This window comes from Microbacterium hatanonis, from assembly GCF_008017415.1.
GTDB lineage: Bacteria > Actinomycetota > Actinomycetes > Actinomycetales > Microbacteriaceae > Microbacterium > Microbacterium hatanonis.
In genome coordinates this window covers 842,779-862,990 of sequence record NZ_VRSV01000002.1, presented here as the reverse complement: position 1 = coordinate 862,990, position 20,212 = coordinate 842,779, and the positions used below count along the sequence as shown (strand labels likewise).

Genomic DNA, 20,212 nt, shown 5'->3' with positions numbered 1-20,212 from the left:
CATGGCACGCACACGGCACGAGATGGCGGCGCGCGCGGCGCTCGAGCTCGCCGACGGCGCCTACGTGAACCTCGGCATCGGCCTGCCGACGCTGGTTCCGAACTTCGTCCCCGCGGGGGTCCGCGTGGTGCTCCAGTCCGAGAACGGCATCCTCGGCGTCGGCCCCTACCCGGCGGAGGACGCCGTCGACCCCGACCTCATCAACGCGGGCAAGGAGACGGTGACCACCCTGCCGGGGGCGTCGTTCTTCGATTCGGCCCTGAGCTTCGGCATGATCCGGGGCGGCAAGATCGACGATGCGATCCTCGGCGCGATGCAGGTCTCGCGCACCGGAGATCTGGCGAACTGGATGATCCCCGGGAAGATGGTCAAGGGCCCCGGCGGCGCGATGGACCTCGTCCACGGCGCCGAGAGAGTGATCGTGCTCATGGAGCACGTCGCCCGGGACGGCAGCCCGAAGATCGTCGAATCGTGCTCGCTGCCGTTGACCGGCAAGGGCGTCGTCGACCGCATCATCACCGACCTCGCGGTGATCGATGTCACCCCCGACGGGCTCGTGCTCGTCGAGACCGCGCCGGGGGTCTCCGTCGACGAGGTCGTGGCGGCGACGGAGCCCGCCCTCATCGTCGCCGACGCACTTAGGGTGAACGCATGACCACGGACGACGTCGTTCTCGTTTCCGCCGCTCGCACCCCGCAGGGGCGCCTGAAGGGGCAGCTGTCTTCGCTCACCGCGACCGAGCTCGGCTCGATCGCGATCCGCGCGGCGCTCGAGCGCGGCGGAGTCCCCGCCGACGCGGTCGACGCCGTGCTCGCCGGCCAGGTGCTCCAGGCCGGCGCCGGCCAGAATCCCGCCCGCCAGGCGGCACTGGGGGCCGGCATCCCGTGGAGCGTGCACGCCGCGACCATCAACAAGGTGTGCCTCTCGGGGCTCACCGCCGTGATCGACGCGAAGCGCATGATCGACGCGGGAGACGCGAAGGTCGTCGTCGCCGCCGGCATGGAGTCGATGAGCCGCGCGCCGCACCTCCTGATGGGATCGCGCGAGGGGTGGGCGTACGGATCCGTCGAGGCTCTCGACCACATGGCGCACGACGGCCTCACCGACGCGACCGACAAGGAGAGCATGGGCGCCTCCACCGAGCGCGCGAACGAACGGTTCGCCGTCACCCGGGAGGCTCAGGATGCCGTGGCGGCGCGCTCGCACCAGCGTGCGGCGGCGGCGCAGGAGGCCGGGGTCTTCGATGCGGAGATCGCCGTCGTCGACGTGCCGCAGCGCAAGGGCGCTCCGATCGTCGTGTCGCGCGACGAGGGCATCCGCCCCGGCACGACCGTCGAGACGCTCGCGGGCCTGCGCCCCGCGTTCGCCGCCGGCGGATCGCTCACCGCCGGAAACTCGTCCCCCATCTCCGACGGCGCGTCGGCCGTCGTGCTGACGACCCGCTCGCACGCCGCGGAGAACGGCTGGCCGGTCCTGGCCGTCGTGGGCGCCCACGGACAGGTGGCCGGCCCCGACAACTCCCTGCACGAGCAGCCCGCGCGTGCCATCGAAGCGGCGATCGCGAAGCAGGGCATCACCGTCGCCGACCTCGACGTCGTGGAGATCAACGAGGCCTTCGGCGCCGTCGTCGCGCGCTCCCAGGCGGAGCTCGGCCTCCCCGACGACGTCGTGAACATCCACGGCGGCGGCATCGCGATCGGTCATCCGATCGGCGCGTCGGGCAACCGCCTCGTGGTGCACGCCGTGCACGAGCTCGTCCGCCGCGGCTCGGGCATCGCCGCCGTCGCCCTCTGCGGCGGGGGCGGGCAGGGCGACGCCCTCATCCTCACGCGGTAGAGGAGCCCCGCCGCATCCGCTCGCCCTGAGAGTCCAGAACACCCGGACGCGCATCTCGCGTGCTCCGGGTGTTCTGGGCTTTCGACGTGGGTGGGAGCGACGGCCACCAGTTCCAGCGACCGAGGAGCGTCATCGCCGCCGGCAGCAGCAGCCCGCGGATGAGCGTCACATCCAGGAGCACGGCCACCAGCATCCCGATGCCGATCTCCTTCATCGCGACGAGCTCGCCGACCGCGAACCCCAGGAACACGATGCAGATCGCCAGGGCGGCGGTGGTGACGACGGGTCCGGTCTGCATGATCCCGTACCTCACCGCCTCGGCGTTCGCCTCGCGCGGGTCGACGTCGGGGGCTCGGGCGATCCACCGCTCGCGGATGCGCGCGAGCAGGAAGACCTCGTAGTCCATCGTGAGCCCGAACGCGAGGAGTCCGATGAACAGCGGTGTGGTGACGTCGAGCGTGCCGAGCGGCTCGAATCCGAGCAGCGCACTCCCCCACCCCCACTGGAAGATCATGACGAGCACGCCCAGCGTCGCCGTCATCGTGAGGATGCTGAGGAGCAGAGCCTTCACCGGCACGACGACCGATCGGGTCAGGGCGAACAGCAGCGCGAAGCTGGCCACGGCGACGATGCCGACGGCGAGCGGGATGCGCTGCAGCAGGTGCTCCTGCGTGTCGACGAGCGCCGCCGCAGGGCCCGTCACCTGCACGGTCAGGTCGGAGTCGACGGCGCGCACCTCGCGCACCAGGCGCTGCGCGGCCGCACTCGTCGCGCTGTCGCCGACCGGGGTGAGGTCGGCCGCCGTGATCCCCGGAGGAAGGTCCGCGACGAGGTCGGCGTCGGCGACGTCGGGCGACGTGGCGAGCCGTTCGAGCAGAGCGACGACCGCGGGGTCGTCCACCGAGCCGTCCACGACGGCCGTGACCGGCTCGACGCCGAACCCGGTGAAGCCCGTCGTCGTCGCCTCGTAGGCGCGGCGCTCCTCGGCGGCAGGCGGCAGCGAACGGATGTCGGAACTGTCGAGCGCGAGGGAGGAGAGGGGCGCGGCCAGGGCGATGAGGACGGCAACGGCGCCGATCGCGACCCCGACGGGCCGACGCTGGGCGAGCCCGGCCGAGCGCGCGAGCCATCCCCGCGACCCGTCGGCATCGCGCCGGGACCACGGCCGTGCCCAGGTGCGGACCCCCTTCGCCGGCAGGCGGCGGTGCACCACGGCGAGCGCCGGCGGGAGGAGGGTGAGGCCCGCTGCAGTGGACAGCACCACGACGATCGCGCCGCCCAGCGCCATCCCCGACAGCAGGGGGTCGCCGAGGAGGAGCACGCCGACCAGGGCGATGAACACGGCGAGGCCCGAGACGAGCACGGCCCTGCCCGCGGAGGCCACCGTGCGGCTCATCAGGGTGTCGAGCGCCGCGTCGGGGTCGTTCTGCCGCTCCTCGCGGAAGCGCATGATGACGAGCAGGCTGTAGTCCACGGCGAGGCCCAGCCCCAGGATCGTGACGATGTTGACCGCGAACTCGTTCACGGGCATCACGGCGACCACCGCCCCAAGCGCCAAGAGCGTCACCACGATCGATGCCAGGGCGACGACGATCGGCAGGACGCCGACGCGGAATCCGCCCAGGACGACGACGAGCACCACGAGCAGCACGACGATCGCGATCCCCTCCCCGATCGCGGCGTCGGTGAGCGCGCGGTCGACGAAGGCCTGCTCCGCGAGGAGCTGCCCTCCGACGAGCACCTCGGGGGCGGCGATCGTGTGGAGACGCTCGGCGACGTCCGCGGCGACGGCGAGGGCGTCGTCCCCGATGAGCGCGCGGTCGAGTTCGACCACCACGAGCGACGATCGGCCGTCGTCTCCGATCGCGCCGCCGGAGGTGTAGGCGTCGGAGACGTCGACCACCCCCGGGATGCCGCGGATGCCGGTCACGACCGCCGTGGCGCTCTCGCGCAGCGCGGGAGAGAAGAAGTCCTCCCCGGCGATCACGGCCGTGACGAGCTCCCCCTCGGGGTCCAGCTGGTCGAGGCGCTCCTGGGCGAGCAGCGACTCGGCGCCGGCGGGTGCGTCGTCGACCGATGTCATCCGATCGAAGACGTCACCGGCGAAGACCGCCCCCACGACGATGAGGAGAGCCCACGCGCCCAGGAAGAGGAAACGGCGCCGAACGGTGGCGCGGCCGAGTGTGGCGAGCATGGGGTTCCTCACGGGCTCATCGGGACAAAGGGAGACCCTCCGGTGGCGGACACGAGGTCCGCCACCGGAGGGCGAGGGGGTGTTACCGCTAGCTGCAGCTCTTCGCGGCGTAGGCGGTCGTCGCCTCGCCGGTCCTGCTGTCGCCGGTGGCCGAGACCGTTGCCGACCCCGCGGGGACGGTGGTCTGACGGGTGGTGAAGGAGTGCGCCACCGTGGCGCCCGGCTTCACTGCCTTGACGACCTTCTCGCCGTACGCGGACGTCAGCGTGACGTCCACCGGAACCGAATCGGAGTTCGTGGCACGAACCGTTAGCGATCCCTTCCCCGCGATGCAGCGGACCTCGCTGGTCGCGCTGACCGACAGCGGCGCCGGAGCGGTCAGATCCATGACGCGGATGTTGCGGTAGGACACCGCCTCACCGCCGCCGTGGTTCTGCACGCCGACGAAGCCGTTCGCGAGGAGGCGGTTCGGATCCGTGCTCGTGAAGTCGTTCACGAGGGTGCCGTTGAGGTAGATCTTGATGTTCTTCCCCTTCACGACGATCTCGTAGCCGTTCCACGACCCGACCGGGTTCAGCGAGGCCTCGACAGCCTCCGCGTTCGCCCCCTGGAAGGTGTAGATCGCGCCCGTGGTGCGGTCCGCCGCATCCGTCGCGTCGATCTGGATCTCGTACCCCTGGTTCACCGCGACCCACGGGTCGTTGCCCGGGTTCGGGAACCCGACGAACACGCCGCCGTTGTGGTCGGCGACGAGCTTCCAGTCCAGCTTCAGGCTGTAGTCGGTCAGCTGCTCGGTGCGGTTCCACAGCAGACCCAGGCCGCCCTCGCCTCGGATGCTGCAGTCGTCCTGGCGTCCGAACCCACCGGGTCCGGCCATGCGCCAGTCGTCGAGGCTCGCGAGCGTGCCGTCGAACATGCCGCGGTAGCCGTCTTCGATCTGTGCCGGAGCGCAGATGTCGGTGGCCGAGCCGATCGACAGGACGTCGACGTTGATGTTGCCCTTGTTCCCCGTCTCGTACTTGAGGGCGATGGTGTTCGCCCCCGCGACGAGGTCGAGGTTGCGGGTGATCGTGCTCCAGGTCTTCCAGTCGCCGGTCGACGGGAACGTCCAGTTGTCGACCTTCGCGCCGTTGACGTAGAGCCCGACGTCCTTCGCCCCGGGTGCCGGGTTCGGTCCGTTCGAGTAGCGCACGTTCACGGGGAAGTTGCCCGCCGTCTCGGAGTCCACGGTGAACGTGAAGGCCGATCCCGCGTTCCACATGCCGCCGGCGAATCCGGCGCCCGAGTAGCCGCTGTGCTCCCAGTCGACCTTGGCCCCGCCCGTGAGCGTCGCCTCCTCGGCCTCGTACCAACCGCGGTCGGCCGGCGAGATGTAGCCCGGCAGGGAGTTGAGCGTGTACCAGGCCTCGGTGCTCCACAGGTCGTTGCCCGAAGCCGCCTCGAACGGTCGCGGCGAACGGATGTAGACCACGCGGTCCTGCTTCAGACCGTCGAGCTGCAGCGTCACCGTGCGCTTGTCCTCGGAGACCTGGGCGCCGGAGACGCTCAGCACCTCCTCGTCGAGCTTGGGGCCGCCGTAGGTGGAGGTCGGGAGGTAGCGCCACTGCTTGGCCTGGTAGGCCTTCGCGATGTTCGCGACGGTCTCGTCGGAGAGCGGCTCGGTGTACTCGATCTGGAATCCGCCCTCGACGACCTTCATCGAGGTCATGTCGAACGTGTCGTCGTTGATCGGGACCAGCTTCTGGAGGCCGTACGGGAGCTTGCCCGCCTCGCCCCAGTTGCCGCCCTCGCCGGTGCCGCCGATGTAGAGCGACTTGTCAGGACCCTCGATGACGCGGTTCACGCCCACCTCGAAGCCTGCCGAGTGACGGAAGACCGCACCCTGGTACTCACCCTCGACCTCTTCGAGGAAGGCACGCTGCAGACCGCCGTAGGTGACGTCGCCGAAGAGCATCTGGCCGGCGAAGGGGCCGTCCTTCAGCAGGATCGGGGTGCTCGGCGAGTTGCCGATCTCGTTCTGCGGGATCCAGACCGCCGGCTGGGTGACGGGGTTCGAATCGAACGGACCCGCGGGGTTGGTGAAGTGGTTGAAGAACCGGTCCTGCTTCACGTGGACCAGCTTCGAGCTCGGCAGCCACGCGCCCTGGTTGTCCATCGCGAACAGCTCGTCGTCGGGGCCGAAGGCGATCCCGTTCGGGGTGCGGAGGCCACCGGCGACATAGCTGATCTCGCCGGAGGCGCGGTTGATCTTCACCGTGGTGCCGCGGTTGACGGCAGGCTGGGGGTTGGTCGTCGCCCCGCCGTTGTCGATCGCGACGGAGAGGTTCACGTAGAAGTTCTCCTCGTCGTGGATGAGACCGAAGGCGAACTCGTGGAAGTTGTTCCCCGAGGGGTAGGTCGCGACCTTGCGCTTCACGTCGAACGTGCCGTCGAGGTCGGGATCGCTGAGCTCGGTGAGCTGGTAGCGCTCCGAGACGTAGATCTTGTCGCCGATGACGTCGATGCCCATCGGGTTCTGCAGGCCGTCGGCGACCTTGCGCACCGTCACGTCCTCCGGGCCGTCGGCTTCCTGCGCTCCGGAGAGGAGGAACACCTCACCGGGCTTGTCGGTCACCCATCCGCCCGCGCTGACCGAGCCCGTGGTGAGGACGGCGAGATCTCCGGCATCGGTGAAGTCGAGGCCGGCCACCTTGGGGTTGAAGCCCTCCGGTCGCAGATCGACCAGCTCGTAGTTCGGGTTCACGCCGTCGAGCCGCAGACCGTCGCCGGCGGAGTCGGCGCTGCCCTCGCAGTACTTGGTGCCGGGGGCGGTGACCCGCACCACTCCCGCTTCGGTGCTCAGAGCGCTGTTCGGCACCACGACGAACGACGAGGTTCCGGGCACCTTCCACTCGAGCTTCAGCTCCTGGCCGTTGGTGGCCTCGAACATCTCCACGAAGAGGTCGTGGACGCCCACCTCGAGGGTGGTCGTGCCTTCGACGGACTCGCTCCCGTGCAGCCCGTCGTTGTCGATCAGCAGCTTGCCGTCGAGCGTCATCCGCGACCCGTCGTCGCTGGTGAGACGGAAGGTGTAGGCGCCGGGGGTGGCGACGGTGAGGTTCGCCGTCACGTGCGTGATGAAGTTGTCGGTGCCGCCGAACTGCTCATCGGTGGTGAAGTTGATGGTCTGCATCAGCTTGTCGACGTTGGGGGTCTGGCCGGACTTCAGCGTGCAGAGCTGGGTGAGCGGTGGGGTGTTGTACGTCCTCAACGTCACCCCCTGGTCCTGCCGGGGGAGGTCCGCCGCCGAGGCGGGCACGATCGCACCGGCGGCGACGAGCGCGCCGCCGATCGCTACGGCGATCAGTGATCTCGCCACTCGGCGAGTGCTGCGCCGGCGAGCGCCGGACAAGACAGCGGGTTCGGGCATCTTTGCTCCTTTGGGTCATCGCCGCCCCAGGGCGCGGCCGGGAGGTCCTGGCGCCGAGAGCGAGCGTGGTCATCGTAGGCAGCTTTTGCCGTCGTGTCTACAAAACCTGTCGGATGAATGTTGTTTTGCGCGCCCAACCCAATTTCCGCCGGATCTTGTGGTCCGAGATACTTCACTCACATACCGAATGAAGCTTGATTTTCGGGACTTCTCCGGGCCAATGAACATTTGATGCGCAGCTGTCATCTTTTGCTTGACGGGTGTCGGTCTCGCGATTACTGTCACATCGAACCCCGAGAACCCGACCCTCGTGACAGCGCGGCCACGAAACGACTTCGTCATCGATGCCCGCTGCGCGACCGTCGGGGTCCACGTCGTTCACCGGGCTGCGCATTGGCGCCCCGCCCATCGAACACATCGCGGCCGACCCGTCGGTCGCGCCCTCGCGGGCCGTCGTCACGACGACCGCAGAACGGAGCTGAACCCATGATGACCTCCACCCGCAACGGGCTGGGCGCCCGCATCGGCGTCGCCGCGCTCGGCATCGGCATCCTCACCGCGCTCGGCTCCGGTGCCGCGATCGCCGCGACCGAGGACTCCGTCGACGTCAGCGTCGAGATCGAGCCGAATGCCGAGCCGGGCGCCCTCGCCCTGACCGTCGCCGGCGAGTCCGCAGCGCTCACCGAGACCGATTCCATCGGAACCGACCGGGTCTTCACCGGAACGCTGCCGACCGTCACCGTCACCGACACCCGGCTCGCCGAAGACGTCGACCCCGCGGCGTACTGGTACGTGCTCGGCTCGATCACCGACTTCGCCGGCGACGCCGACCAGCCCGACATCCTCGCGGACGACGCCTTCGGCTGGGCCCCGGCAATCACCGCGGGCGACCCCTCGCTCGTGAGCGAAGGCGATGTGGTGCTCCCCGGCGCACCGTTCGGGTCGGGATTCGGCGATGACCAGGAGCTGCTCGCACTGGCCGACAACTCCGCCGCAGCCGCGCCCGGCGCCTACTCCGCCAACGCCGAGCTGACGCTGCGCACCCCCGGCACCGTCGCCCCGGGCAGCTACGCCGCGACGATCACCCTTTCGCTGTTCGAGGGCTGAGACGCGCCGCCACGGCGGCACAGGGCGGAGGCGAGTCGATCTCGCCTCCGCCCTCCGTCGTTTGGGGTCGACCTGGTCGCTCCGGTCGAACGGATGCGGCGGCTCACGTCGCAGCGTCGCCCTCCGCGGGCGCGTGCCGACTCGCCGTCGACTCCACGGATGCCGGTGCGGCGGCGCTGGGGCTGCGATCCGCCGCGGGCGGCGTCTCCGGTTCGGCGATGAGCGCTTCGCGGACGATCCGGCGGGGGTCGAAACGACGGGGGTCGAGCTGACGCCAGTCGGTATCGGTGAACTCGGGTCCGAGCTCGTCCCGGATGCGGCCCTCGGCGGATCGCGCGAACACCTTCGCACGGTCGACGACGCGGCGAAGGCCCGCCGCGTAGACCGGCAACCGCGCAGGGCCGATGATCATCGCGGCGATGAAGCCAATCAGGATGAGCTTCTCGAACGTGAGGCCGAAGGTCATGCGTCGAGCTCCGAACGATCGGGTACGACGGGCAGCGCCCTGGCCTTGCGGCGATCGAGGATCAGCGAAACCCCCACGGCGGCGAAGAAGAGAGCACTGAGCACTCCCGCCAGCATCAGCATCGAGATGACGTCGGCGGCGGGCGTGGCCAGGGCGGCGAAGAGCGTGGCGACGAGGATAGCGATGCGCCACCCGCGGAGGATCTCGCGTCCGCTCATCACCCCGGCGAGGTTGAGGGCGACGAGGAACACCGGCAGCACATACGCGACACCGACGACGATCAGGAGCTTGAACACGAAGTCGTAGTAGAAGGACGCCGTGTAGAACTGCGCGCCCTGCTCGGGCACGAAAGTGGCCATGAGCTCGACGATGTGCGGAACGATCGCCAGACCCGAGGCGCAGCCGGCGAAGAAGAGCGGGATCGCCGCGGCGAGGAAGCCGACGGTGTACCGGACCTCTGAGCGGCTGAGGCCGGGCATGATAAATGCCCAGATCTGCCACAGCCAGATCGGCGCCGAGGCGAGGATGCCGATCGCGAAGGCGATGCGCATCCTCAGATCGAACCCGCTCGTCACGGTGTCGAAGTTGAGCACGGCGAAGTCGTCGCCCCGCGACGCCGCGACGACGCGGATCGGTTCGGTGATGAGGTGGATGACGGCGTCGGTGAAGATGAAGGCGCCGACCATCCCGAGCACCAGGGCGAGCGCGGCGATCATCAGCCGCCTGCGCAGCTCGACCAGATGGCCGCCCAGCGACATGCGCCGGTCGCGGCGATGCACCTTCTTCTCTATGGCCGACGCCCGGAGGGGCGCGGACACCTCTGTCTCAGCGCGTCGACGCGGGGTCGCCGACATCCGAGGCGGCGAGCGGAGACGCGGCCGCGACGGGCGAGGGCGATGCGACGTCGCTCTGCTCCTCGGACTTCATCGCCTTCATCTCACCCTTGAAGACGCGGGCGGACTGCCCGACGCTCTTCGCGAGCGCCGGCAGTTTCGCCGCGCCGAACAGAAGAAGGATGACGGCGAGAACGATGAGCAGGTGCCATCCGGTCAGTCCGTGAAGCATGGGGCCCTCCTTTGGGCTGCGGGCGACATCGCCCGGGAGATCGAGTCGGCGGCGGCGAGTTGGGAGGCTCGGACGACACCGGGGCCGATGCTATGCGCGACGACGGACATTTACAAGGTACGAGTACATGAGAGTCTTGTTACCGATTATTCGTCACCTTTTGATTGACCGCTGGCCGAACATCCGACATGATGACGACTGAGCAGCTCGCTCCATGGACGGACCGAGCACTCGACCCCCCGCAGGCCTCACGGTTCGCTTCGCTGCGTACCGCGGCATCCGGCCTGCCCCAACTCGACGAGGAGTGGAGGACATGGCGCGCGGAGGACTCCGCGCGGGCTTAGGCCCGGGCCGCCACGAGAAGCCGTTGGACCGGCTGGTGACGACCCGGTGAAAACAACTCGAACTCGCAAAACAGGAGCTGTTTCACGATGAATCTTATTTCCCGGCGGCAGGGCCGGCGCCAGCGCGCCGTAGCCTCTTTCGCCATCGGCGCCCTCGCGCTGACGGCCCTGGGCGCGGGCGCTCTGCCCGCGTCCGCCCATGACGGCGTAGACCACCCCCCGGGCACGGAAGAGCCGGGCACCACTCCCCCCGTCACCACCCCCGGCGACACCGCAGCCGCCCTCGACTGGTCGAACTACGAGAAGGTGCTGCTGACAAAGAACGTCGGCGAACCCATCGACCTCGCGGTGATGCCCGACTCGAAGGTCCTCCACACCGCGCGCAACGGCGACGTCCGCCTGACCGACCCCGCCACGGGCGTGACGAAGGTCGTCAACACGATCCCCGTGTACGCGAACTCGGAGGACGGCCTGCAGACGGTCGCGCTCGACCCCGACTTCGAAGAGAACAACTGGGTCTACCTGGTCTACTCGCCCATCGACGCCGACGGCGACGGCGCCGTGGACACCCCGGTCGGCAACGCCCCGAACAGCCTGCCCGCGGGCGCCGACGAGTCGTACTGGGACCAGTGGGTGGGCGTGAACCGCCTCTCCCGTTTCACCTGGAACGGCTCGAGCCTCGACCTCGCGAGCGAGCAGACCATCCTCGACGTCGAGGTTCAGCGCGGTCAGTGCTGCCACGTCGGAGCGGACATCGACTTCGACGCCGACGGCAACCTCTACCTCTCCACCGGTGACAACACACCGGCGAGCACCCCGGGTGCCAACGGATTCGCGCCGAACAACGACGCTCCCGGCATGAACCCGGGATTCGACTCCCGTCGTGGCGCGGGTAACACCAACGACCTGCGCGGCAAGATCCTGCGCATCCACGTCGAGCAGGACGGCTCGTACACGATCCCCGAGGGCAACCTCTTCGCCCCCGGCACCGAGCTCACCCGCCCGGAGATCTTCGTGATGGGTGTGCGCAACCCCTTCCGCATCGAGGTCGACCCCGAGACGAACTCCCTCAGCTGGGGCGACTACGGCCCCGACGCCACCAAGGCCGTCGCCGCCACCGCGGGTCGCGGCCCGATGGGCTTCGTCGAGTGGAACGTCGTCAGCCTCGACGATCCGCACAACGCCGGCTGGCCCTACGTGCACGCCGACAACTTCGCGTACAACGACTGGGACTTCGCCACGGCGACGCCCGGCGCCTTCTTCGACCCCGAGAACCTGGTCAACGAATCGCGTTGGAACACCGGCCTGACCGAGCTCCCCGCCGCACGCGCAGCGACGCTCTACTACGGCGACAACCCCGGTGACCAGCCGTGGGACGAGCTGGTCAACTTCGGCACCGGCTCCGGCCAGGGCCCCATGGGCGGACCGGTCTACCACTACGACGAGTCCAACCCCTCGACGACCAAGCTCCCCCAGCACTGGGACGGCAAGGCCTTCATGGGCGAGTTCTCGCAGGACTACATCGCCGCGTTCACGGTCGACTGGGACTCCTTCGACGTCACCGCGATCGAGGACTTCTTCCCGAACGCCGCCGCTGCGGCGAACGGCCAGACCGGTCACGACAACCCCATGGACATGGAGATCGGGCCCGACGGCTCGATGTACGTGCTCGACTACGGCGACGGATTCTTCCGCGCGAACCCCGACGCGGGCCTGTACCGCATCGACTACGTCGCGGGCAACAAGTCGCCCCAGGCGCGGTACACGGCGACCCCGCGTTCCTCGTCGACGGCTCCGCTGACCGTGCAGTTCGACGCTTCGGGATCCACCGATCCCGAGGGCGGAGCGCTCACCTACGAGTGGGACTTCGACGGTGACGGCACGTTCGACGCCACCGGCGTGACCACGTCGTACACCTACACCACCATCGCGAACTACACCGCTCGTCTGCGCGTCTCCGACCCGCAGGGCAAGTTCAGCCTCACGTCGCAGACGATCTCCGTCGGCAACCAGGCGCCGGAGATCCAGGTCGAGTTCCCCGGCAACGGTGCGTTCTTCGACTGGGGCCAGGCGGTCCCGTTCAAGGTCACGACGACGGATGCTGAGGACGGCACCGCCACCGACTGCACCAAGGTCGCCTGGACCTACGGTCTCGGCCACGACGAGCACGCCCACCCCGAGGTTTCGGGAACCGGCTGCACCGGCTCGTTCCGCACCGACCCGAACTCGCCCGAGCACGGGCCCGGCGCGCTCCTCTACGGCGCCGTCGTGATCACCTACACCGACAAGGGCGCGAACGGCCTGCCGCCGGCGACGGGTGAAGCCACGATCCGCCTGAACCCGAAGACGCAGGAGGCCGAGCACGCCATCCAGCGCCAGGGTGTCGTCAACTACGCCGATTCGGCGGCCTCGGGCGGCAACGCCATCCGTGGCCTCGGTGCCGGCGACTTCCTCAAGTACGATCCCGTGAACTTCTCGGGCATCGACGGAGCGGTCGTCCGCGCCAACGGCGGCGGACAGGTCCAGCTGCGCTGGGGCGCCGCCGACGCGGCTCCGTTCGCGACCGCGACCATCCCCGGCGGCTCCGGCTGGCAGGACGTCTCGATCACGTTCGACGCTCCTGAGGGGACGGGCGCACTGTTCGTCACCTCGGCCGACGAGCTCGCGGTCGACTCCATCAAGATGGTCGGCAATGGCGTAGGCGACGTGACACCTCCCACGGTGACGCACACCCTCGCTCCGGCAGCTCCTGCCGGCGTCGGCGGCGTCTACAACGTGCCGGTGCGCTTCGCGCTCCAGCCGGTCGACAACGGTGCGCTCCAGAGCGTGCAGTACTCGCGCGACAACGGGGCGACGTGGACCACCCTCACCGCGAACCAGCAGTACGCTGCGACGTTCTCGACGAACGGTGTCTACGACCTCCGCTACCGGGCGACCGACGCCGGCGGCAACGTGTCGCAGGTGGGCTCGGTGTCGTTCACGATCGATCTCGACGCTCCGAACGAGCCGACGGTCGACAGCCGCACGCTGGTCACGCTCGGTTCGCCGCGCGCCACCTACGGCGCCCCTGGCGACGTCGTCGTGGCGGTCACGGGCGAGGGCGGCGTGCCGACCGGCGAGGTCGTGCTCTCCGTGGGCACGACCGAGGTCGGGCGCGGAACGCTCGATGCCGAGGGCAAGGCGACCATCACGCTCCCGCAGGACCTCCCGGTCGGTACGCACACCCTGCGTGCCACCTACGGGGCCGACGAGGTCTTCAAGACCTCCGCGGGAACGGGCCGCCTCATCGTGTCGCAGGCACGCTCGACGACCGAGGTCGTCGTCGCACCGAACCCGGTGAAGCCGGCAGTGGCTGCGACCGCGACCATCTCCGTGGAGTCTTCGACGGGCATCGCCCCGTCGGGAACCGCCACGGTCACGGTCCGTCGCAACGGTGCGGTCGTCGCAACGGTCAGCGGCACGCTGAACGCGGAAGGCGACGTCGCCGTGACGCTGCCGAAGCTCAGCACGGTCGGCACCTACCAGGTGCAGGCGGCGTACGACGGTTCGACCGGCGTCGCCAAGAGCACGGCGACGGCCAGCCTGACCGTCCAGAAGTAGCAGCTCGGTGAGGGGTCGCACTCCGGTGCGGCCCCTCACCACCCCGGCCGCCCCCGGGCCCCCCGGGCGGACCCACCTCGAAGGAGAGTCATGAGTCACCACCACGATCACGCGCACCCGACGGTGTCGGCGCAGCCGATGAGCCGTCGGACCCTGCTGAAGGCGCTGGCGGCATCGTCGGTCGCCGTCGGCATCGGCGCCGCGGCAGCCCCGGCCGCCTCCGCAGCATCCGCCTTCGGCACCAAGGCCGCCCTCCCGACCGTCACGGCCGGCAAGCGCCTCGTCCCCGTCAACCGCATCGGCATCCAGCTCTACACGATCCGCGACAAGGTCAGCTCGCTGGGCTTCCGCGCGGTCTTCGAAGAGCTCGCCAACATCGGCTACTCCGAGGTCGAGTTCGCCGGCTACACGCAGGGGCAGATCGGCGCCATCACCCCGGCTCAGATCCGTCAGCTGCTCGACGACAACGGTCTGCGCGCCGTCGGTGCTCACGTCAACCTGAACGCGGGCAACATCGACGCGCAGCTCGAGATCGCGAATGTGCTCGGGATGCCGCACCTCGGCCAGGGCGGACCCATCGCCGGAGGCTACGGCGGACCGCTCCCGAAGGAGCAGTGGACCACCGCGATCGCAGCGTGGAACGCGATGGGCGCCAAGGCGAAGGCCGCCGGCATCAAGCTCTACGCGCACAACCACTCCCAGGAGTGGAACTTCACGACCGACACGAACGAGCGCGTCTACGACCTGCTCTGGGACGGCTTCGACCCCGACCTCGTGTTCTTCGAGATGGACGTCTACTGGGCGCACGTCGGCAAGTACCTCTACCCGGGCGTCGAGCCGATCGACTACATCAAGCGCGATCCGCGTCGTTTCCCGATCCTCCACCTCAAGGACGGCAAGACGAACACCGCCAACACCAACGGCTACGACATCGTCGAGTTCGGCGCCGGCAACATCGACTACACGGCGTTCCTCTCGGTGCTCCGCGACCGCGGCCAGCGCTACGGCGTCTTCGAGCAGGACAACGCCTCGACCGTCCCGGTCAACCCGGGCAACTCGCTCGCGAACGCCGACCGCAGCTACGACAAGATCGCCGCGCTGCGCGGTTGAGACCGCGCCTCGCAGCACCGGAGACGTTCCCCCTTCACCAGGCCCGGCCGAACCCGTCGGCGGGGCGCCCACCTCAAAGGAGAGTCATGAGTCACCACGACCACGCGCATCCGACGGTATCGGCCCAGCCGATGAGCCGTCGGACGCTACTGAAGGCGCTGGCGGCGTCATCCGTCGCCGTCGGCGTCGGCGCTGCGGCAGCCCCGGCTGCCTCCGCAGCATCCGCCTTCGGAACCAAGGCCGCGCTTCCCACCGTCAGCGGCGGCAAGCGCCTCGTCCCCGTCAACCGCATCGGCATCCAGCTCTTCACGATCCGCGACAAGGTCAGCTCGCTGGGCTTCCGCGCGGTCTTCGAAGAGCTCGCCAACATCGGCTATTCGGAAGTCGAGTTCGCCGGCTACACGCAGGGGCAGATCGGCGCCATCACGCCGGCGGAGATCCGCCAGCTGCTCGATGACAACGGGCTCCGCGCCGTCGGATCGCACGCCACGCTGAACCCGGGCAACATCGACCAGCAGCTGGAGATCGCGAACATCCTCGGGATGCCGCACCTCGGCCAGGGCGGCGGGATCGCCCGTGGCGTGCTCTCGACCGACTGGCGCGCGGCCGCCCAGACCTGGAACGCCATGGGCGAGAAGGCCAAGGCGCAGGGGATCAAGCTCTACATCCACAACCATCAGGGCGAGTTCGCGATCACCTCCGATACCCAGGAGCGCATCTACGACCTGCTGTGGGACGAGTTCAACCCCGAGACGGTCTTCTTCGAGATGGACATCTACTGGGCCCACGTGGGAAAGCACCTGTTCCCCGGCTTCGAGCCGATCGACTACATCAAGCGCGCCCCCCGCCGATTCCCCCTCGTGCACCTCAAGGACGGAAAGCTCAACCCGGCGAGCTCCAACGGCTACGACATCGTCGAGTTCGGTGCGGGAAACATCGACTACACCGCGTTCCTCTCGCAGTTGAGCGACCGCGGGCAGCGTTACGGGCTCTTCGAGCAGGACAACGCCTCCACCGTTCCAGTGAATCCGGGCGGCAACTCGCTTGCGAATGCCGACCGCAGTTACGACGCCATCGCCGCGCTGCGCGGCTGAAAGATCAAGGAAACCTTCATGAAGAACATTGCAAAGGCGACTGCTGTCGCGCTCCTGGTCGTCGGAGGCAGCGTCGTCGCGGTCCCCGCCTACGCGGCCGACCTGACCTGCTCCGGCGACCTGGGCAGCCAGACCGTCACGGGCACCCTGACCGTCCCGGCCGGCGTCGACTGCATCATCGGCGGCGGCACCGTCGAGGGCGACATCATCGTCGAGGCCGACGGCTGGCTCGACGCCACATCGGTCACCGTGACCGGCGACGTCATCGCCACCGACGCCTACGGCGTGTCGATCGACGGCACCAGCGTCGCCGGCGACATCGTCGCCTACTCGGCCGACACCCGCGGCGGCTTCCTCTACCTCAACGACCTCGCGGTCGGCGGGTCGGTCGAAGCCGGCGGCATCGATGTCGAGGTCACCGACAGCACCGTCGCCGGTTCGCTGAACACCCTGGCGGCCACGTACGTCGACCTCCTGCGCACCTCGGTGGACGGCGACGTCTCGATCGACGGCTCCGACTACGGCGTCTCGGTCTACGGCGCCATCGTCAAGGGCGGTGTCTCGGTGAGCGGCAGCTCGCGCGACGTGCTCATCGGCGCCGACGCCGACGGCGTGGCCGACTCGTTCGGCAACACCATCGGAGGCGGCCTCTCGCTCACCGGCAACACCGCGAACCTCCGGGTCGCGTCGACGACGGTGTACGGCGGGATCGCCCTCGACGGCAACACCCCCGCAGCGGCCTTCGGCACCGGCGTCCTCACCGGCTCGGTCACCGGCGACTACACGGGCGAGGCGCCCGGGCAGGCCGACGGCGACCAGTCGATCGCGGTCACCGTCCCCGAGCAGGGCGACGGAGAGCTGACCTGGTCGCTCGAGGGCACGTCCAACCTGGTCGACCTCGGTGTGGCCGAGGAGCGTCTGGACCACTACTTCGCCGATGGCGAGATCGTTCCGATCCGCATCCAGGACACGCGTCGTGACAACCCGGCGTGGTCGATCACCGCGCAGGTCTCGGACTTCACCGCGGGCGGCGCGGCGGTCTCGAGCAAGTACCTCGGCTGGACGCCCGAGGTGCTCGAATCCGAGGGTGGAGCCGTCGCCGGCCCCGCCGTCCCCTCGGGCTTCGACAGCGGCGACGGACTCTCCGTGGCACGCACGCTGGCACAGGCGGACGCAGGCCACACCCGTGGCTCGTCGCTCGTCGGCGCCGACCTCGAGCTGAAGCTTCCGCTCGACACCCCCCGCGGCACCTACACCGCAACGGTCACGCTGACTGTCCTCGGCTGATCACCCCTCCCGCTCCGGTCGGCGACGTCGAGTCGCCGGCCGGGGCGGGATCCCTTTTCCCGAAAGCGAGCCCCCGCCATGTCCCAGGCGATCCTGTCCCCCTCCCCTCTTCCTCGTCGGCACCGCGGCTTCCTCGCGGTCGTCTTCGGCCTCCTCCTGGCCCTGACCGCCCCCGGCGCCGCCTCCTTCGCACAGACCACCGCCGACCCCTCGTACGAGACGACCGTGTCGTGGAGCGTCCGCCCGGCCGACACCGCTCAGGGCACCGGCCGCCCCAACTTCGCCTACGAGCTCGCCCCGGGCGGCACCGTCGGCGACGCCCTCATCGTGACGAACCGCAGCGTCGATCCGATCGACCTCGGCATCTACGCGGCCGACGGATTCCTCACCGCCGACGGAACCCTCGACATCCTCGCCGGCGGCGAGCCCTCCACGGAACTCGGCAGCTGGGTCGACATCGACGTCCCCGAGCTGACCCTGGCCAGCGGACAGACGGTCGAGATCCCCTTCACCGTGGCGGTTCCCGCCGAAGCCTCTCCGGGCGACTACGCCGCAGGCGTCGTCGCCTCCATGCTCGTCACGGGCGACGACGGCACGATCACCGAGCGGCGCCTCGGCTCCCGCATCCATCTCCGCGTCCTCGGCGACCTCGCGCCCGCCCTCTCCGTGACGAACGTCTCCGTCGACTACCACGGCACCGCGAACCCCATCGAGGGCGGGGCGGCAACGGTCACCTACACGCTCGTCAACGACGGCAACACGCGCCTCTCACCCGACGTGGACGTGTCGGTCGCCGGCCCCTTCGGGTGGGCCCCGGTCACGGCCGTCGAGGAGGTCCCCGACCTCCTCCCCCGCAGCTCCATCGAGCGCACCGTCGAACTGGCCTCGGTGCCTCCGCTCGCGCTGCTCACCGCGGACGTCACCGCGACGTCGACGGTCGTCTCCCCCGGCATCACCACCGACGCCGTGCTGCCCGAGCCGCTCGTCTCGAACGGATCGGCGGCCACCGCGGCCGTCCCGTGGACGGTGCTCGCGATCGTCCTGGTCATCGCCGCTCTGGTCTTCTGGCGGATCCGGGCGCACAAGCGCGCCAAGGCCCAGCACCAGCGTGCGATCGACGACGCCGTCGCGGCGGCGAAGGCCGACCTCGCCACGTCCGAGCCGACCGACGCCACGGCCCCCGTGCCCGCCGGCAGCGGCGCGACGCCCGGCTCGCCCTGAGCGGGCCCACCAGACACACCTGCGGCGCGGGGAGGGACACTCCGCGCCGCAGGTGCACCATGTACGGCCCGCCGTCCCCACGCGCGAGCACAGCCGTTCCCCGGGCCCGTGCGCCTCGGAGGGGACATCCCGCTTCCGAGGATCGGATTCGCCGAGGCGCTGCTCAGACACCGCGATCTCCTCCCAAGAGGAAGATCCGCGGGATGCGGCGCCGGGGCCTCAGGACGCGATGAAGCCGCTGCTGAGGGCTTCCGGCGAGAGCGCGTGCTCGACCGCGAGCATGCTGGCGCCGAGGACGGCGGCTCGATCGGCGGCGATCGACTGCACGATCGAGAGGTACTCGGTGGCCAGCGGGGTGGAACGCGTGTAGACGACTTCCCGGACGCCGGCGATGAGATGCTCCCCCACCCGCGCCATGGATCCGCCGATCGCGATGATCGAGGGGTTCATCAGGCTGACGCAGGTCGTGAGCACCTCGCCGATGTCGCGTCCGGCCTGGCGCACCGCCTGGATGGCGTCGATGTTGCCGCGCTTGACGAGGTCGACGACGTCGCTGCCGGTGTGCGCATCGATGCCCTGCTCGCGGAGCGCCCGGGCGATCGCGGGACCGGAGGCCAGCGCCTCGAGGCACCCGCGGTTTCCGCACTGGCAGGGCACGTTCGCGCCGCGGGCGACCTGGACGTGTCCGATGTCGCCGGCGATGCCCTGCGCGCCGCGCTGCAACTCGCCGCCCGAGATGATGCCGGTGCCGATTCCGGTGGAGACCTTCACGAACATGATGTGGTCGACGCCGGGCCAGGCGACGGCGCGTTCGCCGAGAGCCATGATGTTCACGTCGTTGTCGACGAGCACGGGCACGGGCATCGGCAGGTGCTGCTGGATCCAGCCGGGGATGTCGAAGCGGTCCCAGCCGGGCATGATCGGGGGGTTCACCGGCTGGCCGGTGGAGTGCTCGACGGGGCCGGGCACGCCGATGCCGATCGCGGCGACGTCGCCGACGGTACGGCCGGATGCGGTGAGCAGAGCGGTGGCGCTCTGGATGAGCCAGGTGAGCACGGGCTCGGGGCCGAGCGCGACGTCGAGCTCCTCGGAGTGCTCGTCGAGCACCTGACCCGTGAGATCGGTGATGGCGACGGTCGCGTGGGACGCGCCGATGTCGGCGGCCACGACGACCTTGGCCGCGGGGTTGATGGCGAACTGCGAGGGCGGGCGTCCGCCGGTGGAGACACCGTCGGCGACGGGGGTGATCAGGCCCATGCGCATGAGTTCGTCCACGCGCACCGCGACCGTGGAGCGCGCGAGCCCGGTCGATTTCGCGAGCTCGGCGCGCGTGCGGGGAACCCCGTCGCGGAGCAGCTGGAAGAGCTGGCTCACGCCTGTCACAGACTGTGTCGAGTCCGTTGTCATTCTTGCCACGCCCTCAGTAGATCACTAGATGCTATCGGTGAGCCGTTAAGTCGACGGCGGCCACGCAGAAGC

General features: G+C 69.6%; 14 protein-coding genes. 8 read left to right on the top strand and 6 right to left on the bottom strand.

From position 1 onward, the window contains the following. The first annotated feature begins 1 nt into the window (after position 1). Together FVP77_RS14145 and FVP77_RS14140 are read left to right on the top strand one after the other, a co-directional pair. Complete coding sequence (locus tag FVP77_RS14145; protein WP_187266947.1) at positions 2-655, top strand: CoA transferase subunit B; 654 nt, start codon at positions 2-4, stop codon at positions 653-655. Next, on the top strand, positions 652-1,836 hold the full coding sequence (locus FVP77_RS14140) for an acetyl-CoA C-acetyltransferase (RefSeq protein WP_147895206.1): 1,185 nt from the start codon (positions 652-654) through the stop codon (positions 1,834-1,836). Before FVP77_RS14145 ends, FVP77_RS14140 begins: the two co-directional genes overlap by 4 nt. On the opposite strand, the gene FVP77_RS14135 is transcribed toward FVP77_RS14140, so the two are convergent. Then, on the bottom strand, positions 1,826-4,030 hold the full coding sequence (locus tag FVP77_RS14135) for an MMPL family transporter (RefSeq protein ID WP_147895205.1): 2,205 nt from the start codon (positions 4,028-4,030) through the stop codon (positions 1,826-1,828). The genes FVP77_RS14140 and FVP77_RS14135 overlap by 11 nt on opposite strands. Before the next feature lie 88 nt (positions 4,031-4,118). Continuing rightward, the gene (locus tag FVP77_RS14130) at positions 4,119-7,388 is read right to left on the bottom strand and encodes a 3-keto-alpha-glucoside-1,2-lyase-like domain-containing protein (protein ID WP_246134125.1); all 3,270 of its coding nucleotides are present in this window, start codon (positions 7,386-7,388) and stop codon (positions 4,119-4,121) included. Between the two features lie 537 nt (positions 7,389-7,925). On the opposite strand from FVP77_RS14130, the gene FVP77_RS14125 reads away from it, so the two are divergent. Beyond that, positions 7,926-8,546: a hypothetical protein gene (locus tag FVP77_RS14125; RefSeq protein WP_147895203.1), complete on the top strand. Its 621-nt coding sequence runs from the start codon at positions 7,926-7,928 to the stop codon at positions 8,544-8,546. 103 nt (positions 8,547-8,649) lie between these two features. On the opposite strand, the gene FVP77_RS14120 is transcribed toward FVP77_RS14125, so the two are convergent. The 3 genes from FVP77_RS14120 to tatA all read right to left on the bottom strand — a co-directional run bounded on the left by FVP77_RS14120 (position 8,650) and on the right by tatA (position 10,077). After that, on the bottom strand, positions 8,650-9,012 hold the full coding sequence (locus FVP77_RS14120) for a twin-arginine translocase TatA/TatE family subunit (protein ID WP_147895202.1): 363 nt from the start codon (positions 9,010-9,012) through the stop codon (positions 8,650-8,652). Beyond that, a complete protein-coding gene (tatC, locus tag FVP77_RS14115; protein WP_246134154.1) occupies positions 9,009-9,770 on the bottom strand; it encodes a twin-arginine translocase subunit TatC in 762 nt (253 codons plus the stop codon). The genes FVP77_RS14120 and tatC overlap by 4 nt, the downstream gene beginning before the upstream one ends. A 67-nt stretch (positions 9,771-9,837) precedes the next feature. Beyond that, positions 9,838-10,077: a twin-arginine translocase TatA/TatE family subunit gene (gene tatA, locus FVP77_RS14110; RefSeq protein ID WP_147895200.1), complete on the bottom strand. Its 240-nt coding sequence runs from the start codon at positions 10,075-10,077 to the stop codon at positions 9,838-9,840. Positions 10,078-10,508: 431 nt separating this feature from the next. Here tatA and FVP77_RS14105 point away from each other — a divergent pair, with 431 nt between their 5' ends. The 5 genes from FVP77_RS14105 to FVP77_RS14085 all read left to right on the top strand — a co-directional run bounded on the left by FVP77_RS14105 (position 10,509) and on the right by FVP77_RS14085 (position 18,733). After that, a complete protein-coding gene (locus tag FVP77_RS14105) occupies positions 10,509-14,021 on the top strand; it encodes a PQQ-dependent sugar dehydrogenase (RefSeq protein ID WP_147895199.1) in 3,513 nt (1,170 codons plus the stop codon). A 90-nt stretch (positions 14,022-14,111) separates the two neighbouring features. Further along, positions 14,112-15,131: a sugar phosphate isomerase/epimerase family protein gene (locus tag FVP77_RS14100; protein ID WP_246134124.1), complete on the top strand. Its 1,020-nt coding sequence runs from the start codon at positions 14,112-14,114 to the stop codon at positions 15,129-15,131. 86 nt (positions 15,132-15,217) lie between these two features. Then, positions 15,218-16,225, top strand: coding sequence for a sugar phosphate isomerase/epimerase family protein (locus FVP77_RS14095; protein WP_246134123.1), 1,008 nt, complete (start codon positions 15,218-15,220; stop codon positions 16,223-16,225). A gap of 18 nt (positions 16,226-16,243) precedes the next feature. After that, on the top strand, positions 16,244-17,512 hold the full coding sequence (locus FVP77_RS14090; protein WP_147895198.1) for an autotransporter outer membrane beta-barrel domain-containing protein: 1,269 nt from the start codon (positions 16,244-16,246) through the stop codon (positions 17,510-17,512). Positions 17,513-17,590: 78 nt separating this feature from the next. Next, positions 17,591-18,733 carry a COG1361 family protein gene (locus FVP77_RS14085; RefSeq protein WP_147895197.1) on the top strand — a complete coding sequence of 381 codons (1,143 nt, stop codon included), beginning with the start codon at positions 17,591-17,593 and terminating at the stop codon, positions 18,731-18,733. A 219-nt stretch (positions 18,734-18,952) separates the two neighbouring features. On the opposite strand, the gene FVP77_RS14080 is transcribed toward FVP77_RS14085, so the two are convergent. Beyond that, positions 18,953-20,140 carry an ROK family transcriptional regulator gene (locus FVP77_RS14080; protein ID WP_147895691.1) on the bottom strand — a complete coding sequence of 396 codons (1,188 nt, stop codon included), beginning with the start codon at positions 20,138-20,140 and terminating at the stop codon, positions 18,953-18,955. Between the last annotated feature and the right edge of the window lie 72 nt (positions 20,141-20,212).